The organism is Bacillus sp. SRB3LM, assembly GCF_015712745.1.
In the GTDB taxonomy this organism is placed as follows: Bacteria; Bacillota; Bacilli; order Bacillales; family Bacillaceae_G; genus Bacillus_A; species Bacillus_A thuringiensis_K.
Map to the genome: position 1 here is coordinate 1 of NZ_VWVQ01000029.1, position 6,134 is coordinate 6,134.

Below are 6,134 nucleotides of genomic sequence, written 5' to 3' on the forward strand. Positions count from 1 at the left end.
AACGTTTCATCATACTGTTTTTTCATCTGAAACACCTCTTATATAGAATAATTTATCTCTATACTGTGTTCCAGTTTTACTGTACCACCTCATTCTTAGAATCTTAAATGAAAAATAGGCCTATGAAACATTGAATAATTCTCTATGTGTCATTGCATTTTCGGTCTTATATTCTAAAACAAATAATATATATTAGTAATTATTTTTTATACTCGTCTCTCATGGGATTCCTCGCATGAATATAGCAAAAAATGTAATTAGATAGATGATTAGAATTGTTATTTTAGTCATACATCACGCTAAAGATTTTAGCGTCAGTATCAATTAGCTTCTAAGAAATTTAGTCACAGAAATAGTTGGGAATGTCCTAATCGATTCAATATTCGGATGGTTAAATTGTTTTGCTTAAAAATTGGATATTACACAGATACAGGTATCGTTTTATTAAAGTAAAAATTATAAAAGGGGATATCTAAATGGAAAAAATATTTGTAACTCATATTAGCCTTGTAAATGGAAAAACATATATGTTAAAAATAAGATTAGAGCACGTTTTGGAGAAGGTACTTGCACCAGATGGAAGTTTTAGACACGGTTTGATACGTTTGGAAGAAGTTTTGATTAACCCACAACATATTACTTCTGTTCAACAAGTTGCTTCTGTTAGAACGCGTAAGGTGAACCGTGTTATATATGAAATCTAGTTTAAGTATTTGTAGTTTGATTGGAAAATTTTAGAAATACAGCAGGGAGAGAATCCTAAAATAAGATGTTTTAAAGAAAACTAATTTAAACAAGGTATTATTTTAGTGGCTGTTAGTGTCACACTTCTTTAAGTTATCGAAATATATTTGAAATTATAAAAAACGCAATGCACTGATTCATCCTACAACTGTTATATGGTAGGATTGTGAATATGGAAATTTAATTTAGCAAATTTGGAATGAAAAATAAATAATGACATTATTTGCTGTATTTATGAAGGTATAAGGGTGAGTTTTGCTAATTAATACTAAAATAAATAGGATCTGCCGAGTAATTTATTTTAGTATAAAGCATACGTAAACAGCATATATTATTAATACATCTACAGAATTTCCATAAAGAATCCACCTTCAATTGAAGAAGGTGGATTCTTTAATTTGGTAGCTCTCCTATATGCATATACTTTAAAACTTCATTTGAAACTTATCATAAGGAACTTTGAAATTTTATTGAACAATATATAACTAAATCCATATACTAACTAATCCGTACGCCGCCAATTGCATAGCCCGTTATTATGTTAATAAGTGAGAGACCTGCAGCTGTTGTAGAAAAAACTAATAACAGTCTTGTTTCTTCTGTTACTGGTATACTCACTCCTGTTGTTATTCCATTAGATATTGCTCCTAAGGCTACTGCCCCTGTTAACGCAAGTGCTACATTTACTAATGCTCCCGGAATTGGAGTGAAAATATTGCCTGGAGTAGTGGATGAATACAATTGAGCTGTTATGGTCACCGTAGATCCTACTAAAGTTAATGCCTGAGTATTACTAAAGTATCTGAAATTGCTGTAATAATCCCATCATCTGGCATTGTAAATGAAAAATCTAAAATAGGTCCTAAAGCTGTTCCTGTTAAATCTATTGTTCCACCAACAGGTATAGCACCTGTTGCAGAACTCCCAAACCCAACCAAACTAGTTGTTCCCACAAGCCCACCCGCGATAGTGGTAACAATAATGGGTCCCCCGGAAGCGAATGATATAATGGTTCTATTTCCTACGGGTCCCTGTAGGACCTGTCGAACCCGTTTGACCTGCAATATTAACAGATACATCATCTACAAGCAAATCTCTTGTATTGTGTTGCTTTTGTGAAGCAATCAATAACATAGCTTGAGCCATGCCAATTAGTGCCATGGTAATGTTTGCTTGTACATTCTCCCATGACAGTGAAGCAGTTGGAATACTGCTACCTAGTACCGTTACTGCTAACCCTACTGATAAAAACGTAAAATTCACATCATAAAATACAACTTGTATGAGAACATCATCAATAAATCCAGCTCCAACTTTTGCTAAAAATAAAGAAACATTCAATGCTTTCCCTACATTTACTCCAAAAGTTTGTAGTATATATGGATGATCCCCTACCTCTAATTCTGCAGAAAAAGAACCTGTATGAGCAAATTGATTGGTGACAAATGCATGATCCGCGAGCCATGGGGGAAAACGAACCATTTGTAATTAAATTAGCCATTCTATACATCCTTCCTAATGATTCTTATCTATATATAGTCGTTTATTGAATATTTTCCGTAACTATTCAGTTTTCTAAATTTACATTTATAGCATATTGACTTGATTATTTATCTAAATCTTGATTTATAGACTATTTTTTCTACACCATTGATGCAAATATGAAATCGATTAATTTGGATAGACAATCGTAGAATAAAACATTTAAGTCAAATGTTTTAAAACCCCTAATATAAGGTAGCCGAGTGTTTGTTTTTTTCGAAAAAAGCCTTTCTTAACTATAATATATTTTATTTGTGCCTTCGAATGGTGCGCTTTATACTGGTTTGGTTATTTTTTTCTTTGTTTTTAATTAAGACATTCAAAGTTTTAGAAAAGCGTTCTCCATATGTAAGTAAAACATTAAAATATGACAGCATCTTCAACAGTTAACCGTAGCGAAATGAATGAATAGTTCAATTTTATATGCAGTAGATACTGTAAAAACTGGGGAAGTATTTGGTTTATCCTACAAAGCGGTTCGTAAAGACCATACAGTACGAATAAAAGATACGAGATTTAGTTCAAATCTTTTCTTAGAAACTAAGTTAATAGTTGTTGAATCTATCAAAAAATAAATATAGATTGTGTGATTATCGTAAAATTAAGGATACACGAAGTCTTATCGATAGATAATACGCACAAATCATGGGTAATTTATCAAATAAAGCTTCAAGAAACACAAAAAAGGAAAGAATGAATTACAGCCCTTCCCAAACGAGATACCCCATCGCCTTTAGGCATGGGGTGAAAGTAAAGTTGGATACGGAGTCCTAATAAATAACCTGAATTATTTATTTGACTTCACGCACATTTCAAAGTCTTTTATGGTAAATGGAAGATCAACTTGGTTAAAGATTCTTGTTTTATTAATCGATAAATATAATCACAATTTTGAATTGTTGAAACACAAGTTAGTTATACTTCGTATCAAAAAGAAACCTTCTAAATGAATCGCTCAAATAGCTGTCATAGTCCCTACAAAGGAAAAAATGTGAACAAAGATTTTAGGAGTAGACTTAGGCCTCAAAGTTCCTACGGTAGCTATCATAAACGATAATAAGGTTCGTTTCTTCGGAAACGGTAAACAAAACAAATATATGAAACGTAAGTTTCGTAGTATTCGTAAGAAGTTAGGAGAAGCTAAGAAATTGAATGCCCTTCGGCAGCTTGATGATAAAGAAAAAAGAGAGGTTAAGACCAAGATCACGAAGTGAGTTTTAAGATTGTTAATTTTGCAACGAATAATAATAGCTATATCATTCGATTAGAGCAACTAACGAACAAGCTGTAAAAAAGAACAAAATCTCATTTTTTCGTCTATACGTGATTCATCGAGTACAAGGCGAAGTTAATTGGTATCAAGACAGAATATGTGAATCCTTCTAATACAAGTCAAACATGTCGGAAGTGTTCTAAAAGGAACAAAGCACAAGATAGAAAATATAAGTGTAAATTTGGATTTGAGAAGCATCGTGATATCGTTGAGACGATGAACATCCGCTACGCAACTGTGGTTGATGGTAATAGTCAACCGGCCTAAGAACCTAATAGGGTCTGTCTTAGAAGGGGGGATGGCACACCCTTATCTGAAGGCTGTCAAAACAGAAATGAACTGCGAACGGTTATTTATTCAATAATCCCATCCATTACAGAGTAAGGTGTAGGACTTGCAGTTTTAGCCGTGGGAGTGTCAAGAAGGTTAGCTTATTTTAACTTGTGCAGATTATACAGATGCTTTTTATTAATTTGATGCATTAAAACCATCAAACAACGCGCATTGGGTGGAAAAGGCAAAAGGTATTCCCTTTCACTCGATTTATAACCTAACACACCTAATATTAAAATAATTATTTTTCAATGCTATAAAAAACTTTGAAATAAATTAAATATAGTCGAGCAAACTGTAGAAGGTACCCAAAATACGAGATATGCAGAAAACAAAAATTAAAATTAAAGATCCAGCTGGGAAAATCAGCAGAAAATTAATGAGTGTGAAAATGCAGATTAATAATATAAAAATAGATAGGCGTAATGTTACTCTTAGAATGTCCATCATGGCTATTGTAGGTCGTAAGAATATAGCAAAACAAACGGGGAATATTTACAATTTCCCAGATAGAGATTCTAGCTTGATTTTAAATAAAGGAACTTGAGTTTCTTTTGATTGGAAAGTTGAAGTACTGCAACATCGTTTGGAACTCTGCATATGCAAGAGATTGATTCTCATCCTCTTATTGCATACGAAATTACATTTTTCTCTGGGAAACTTACTTAGGAAGTATTCAGATAACTAAAATTAGTGATAATTATTTAAAGTCTATATGAAATTAGATAATTGTATGCCTAGAAAAATTTTTCTGATTTTTAAATTGAAATAGAAAATAAAGCTACTACATGGACACTAGCAGCAGAAAATTAAGTAGCAAATGATGAATTCACTAAGAAAAGGGTTGTCTCATAGTATATAGAAATTACCTTATTAAGATTTCAAAAGGGGTGTGAATTTATGGAAGACTTATATATCAAAATCGACAGTATAAAAGCAGAACAAAAAGAAATTATGCGAGATATTCGTAATCTTGAGACTCGTACAACGATAAATGAAAAAGATATTTCTACAATCAATAAGCAATTAGAAAAAATCAGCTTAAATACCACATGGATTTTGAGAATCGTTATTAGTACAATAGTTATGGCCATTTTGGGTTTGATATTCAAGGGTGGGATGTAGGTTGTTAATATAAAAATATTTTTGAAAGAGGGATAAGTGTCTCTCTTTTTATCTTGAAGAAGGATGTTAATGTATTATATAAATTTTTATTTCTACTTTCTGCGGTCTTTGTAAATATTTCATGAAAAGGTAGAATAGAACATCGAAAATCTCTGAGATAATTGCAATGGAATTTTTGATGGTACAAAAGATGTTAAGCATTTTATATTGGGATAGGATGTCGTACTTAAAGTAAAATCGAGAGGATTATTTAATTAATCACCAACAAATTGAATGTTTTTGAGCTGTACAAAAAGGAGAACCCGTCAGTTGAGGCTGACGGTCCAATAAAACTATATGCTATCCACAAAATATAATGAATTCTGGAAAAAAGATTTTATTCGCTGAAAAAATAGCTTTCAAACCTAAATGCTCGTTTTCAAGTGAGAAGAGCGCTACAATCGGTTTTAGGCTGTTTTCATTTGGTTTTGGTCTGCAACATCAGCGTCGAAGGTGTTAGTAGCGCTAATACCATTACATGTGTTAATGATAAAACCAACATTAGCAGAACCTGAGCCATTATAATTTTTTGCATTCTTTTTTGGAGAAACATTATAAAAATCACCTAAGTTAAAGGAACCATTACTATTTTGAACCAAAAGATTTCCCACGACAGAAGGTATAAACGTCACCTACTTTATTCGTATTTGTTAAGGAGAGTATATGATTAAAGAATAAATTAGGTGAATGTTTCCCTTGAGATAATAAAACCAACGTGATTAGCGAGGGTTGACTGCTCAGTTAATAGGATGTGCATGGTAGGGATTAAATATGCATCTTACTATATTATAGTAAGTATTAACCATTTGAGGAAAAGTACATATAATAAGAGTATGAAATAAGCTTGAGCAACTTATTTCATGTTCATAAGATTAAACTTTCTTTTTTAGAATAGAGAGCCCCCTGGCACAGGTGCTCTTTCGTTTTACACTTTTATATGAATAACATTGATTAGAATAAAACTAACATTTTGTTCCTATCTGCAAAATAATAGAGTTTCAAAAAATAGCCCTCCACCAGACCTTTGTTGGTCAGATGGAGGGCTATTTTTTTCATGTTTTGACAAGCTGTGGTGAGA

Annotated in this window: 8 protein-coding genes and 1 pseudogene; 5 read left to right on the top strand and 4 right to left on the bottom strand. The window is 32.2% G+C overall.

Going from position 1 to position 6,134, the window contains the following annotated elements:
- The first annotated feature begins 476 nt into the window (after positions 1 to 476).
- The gene (locus F3I02_RS17075) at positions 477 to 704 is read left to right on the top strand and encodes a hypothetical protein (protein ID WP_196478222.1); all 228 of its coding nucleotides are present in this window, start codon (positions 477 to 479) and stop codon (positions 702 to 704) included.
- A 538-nt stretch (positions 705 to 1,242) separates the two neighbouring features.
- On the opposite strand, the gene F3I02_RS34675 is transcribed toward F3I02_RS17075, so the two are convergent.
- From F3I02_RS34675 to F3I02_RS17085, 3 genes are all read right to left on the bottom strand, one after another.
- A complete protein-coding gene (locus F3I02_RS34675) occupies positions 1,243 to 1,503 on the bottom strand; it encodes a hypothetical protein (RefSeq protein ID WP_308018569.1) in 261 nt (86 codons plus the stop codon).
- A 17-nt stretch (positions 1,504 to 1,520) separates the two neighbouring features.
- Positions 1,521 to 1,697 (bottom strand): hypothetical protein, encoded by a 177-nt coding sequence (locus tag F3I02_RS34680; RefSeq protein ID WP_308018570.1) that lies wholly within the window; start codon positions 1,695 to 1,697, stop codon positions 1,521 to 1,523.
- A 61-nt stretch (positions 1,698 to 1,758) separates the two neighbouring features.
- Complete coding sequence (locus tag F3I02_RS17085) at positions 1,759 to 2,226, bottom strand: NTTRR-F1 domain (RefSeq protein ID WP_196478223.1); 468 nt, start codon at positions 2,224 to 2,226, stop codon at positions 1,759 to 1,761.
- A 464-nt stretch (positions 2,227 to 2,690) separates the two neighbouring features.
- On the opposite strand from F3I02_RS17085, the gene F3I02_RS17090 reads away from it, so the two are divergent.
- From F3I02_RS17090 to F3I02_RS17105, 4 genes and pseudogenes are all read left to right on the top strand, one after another.
- Positions 2,691 to 2,861: a hypothetical protein gene (locus tag F3I02_RS17090; protein WP_196478224.1), complete on the top strand. Its 171-nt coding sequence runs from the start codon at positions 2,691 to 2,693 to the stop codon at positions 2,859 to 2,861.
- 201 nt (positions 2,862 to 3,062) lie between these two features.
- Positions 3,063 to 3,826, top strand: a pseudogene (locus F3I02_RS17095) (RNA-guided endonuclease TnpB family protein); the annotation flags it as partial.
- Positions 3,827 to 4,214: 388 nt separating this feature from the next.
- On the top strand, positions 4,215 to 4,439 hold the full coding sequence (locus F3I02_RS17100) for a hypothetical protein (RefSeq protein WP_196478225.1): 225 nt from the start codon (positions 4,215 to 4,217) through the stop codon (positions 4,437 to 4,439).
- 353 nt (positions 4,440 to 4,792) lie between these two features.
- Entirely contained in the window at positions 4,793 to 5,017 is a 225-nt protein-coding gene (locus F3I02_RS17105; protein ID WP_196478226.1) for a hemolysin XhlA family protein, read from the top strand.
- Positions 5,018 to 5,463: 446 nt separating this feature from the next.
- Here the strand turns inward: F3I02_RS17105 and F3I02_RS17110 are convergent, their stop codons facing one another.
- Complete coding sequence (locus tag F3I02_RS17110) at positions 5,464 to 5,679, bottom strand: spore germination protein (protein WP_196478227.1); 216 nt, start codon at positions 5,677 to 5,679, stop codon at positions 5,464 to 5,466.
- Positions 5,680 to 6,134: the final 455 nt, after the last annotated feature.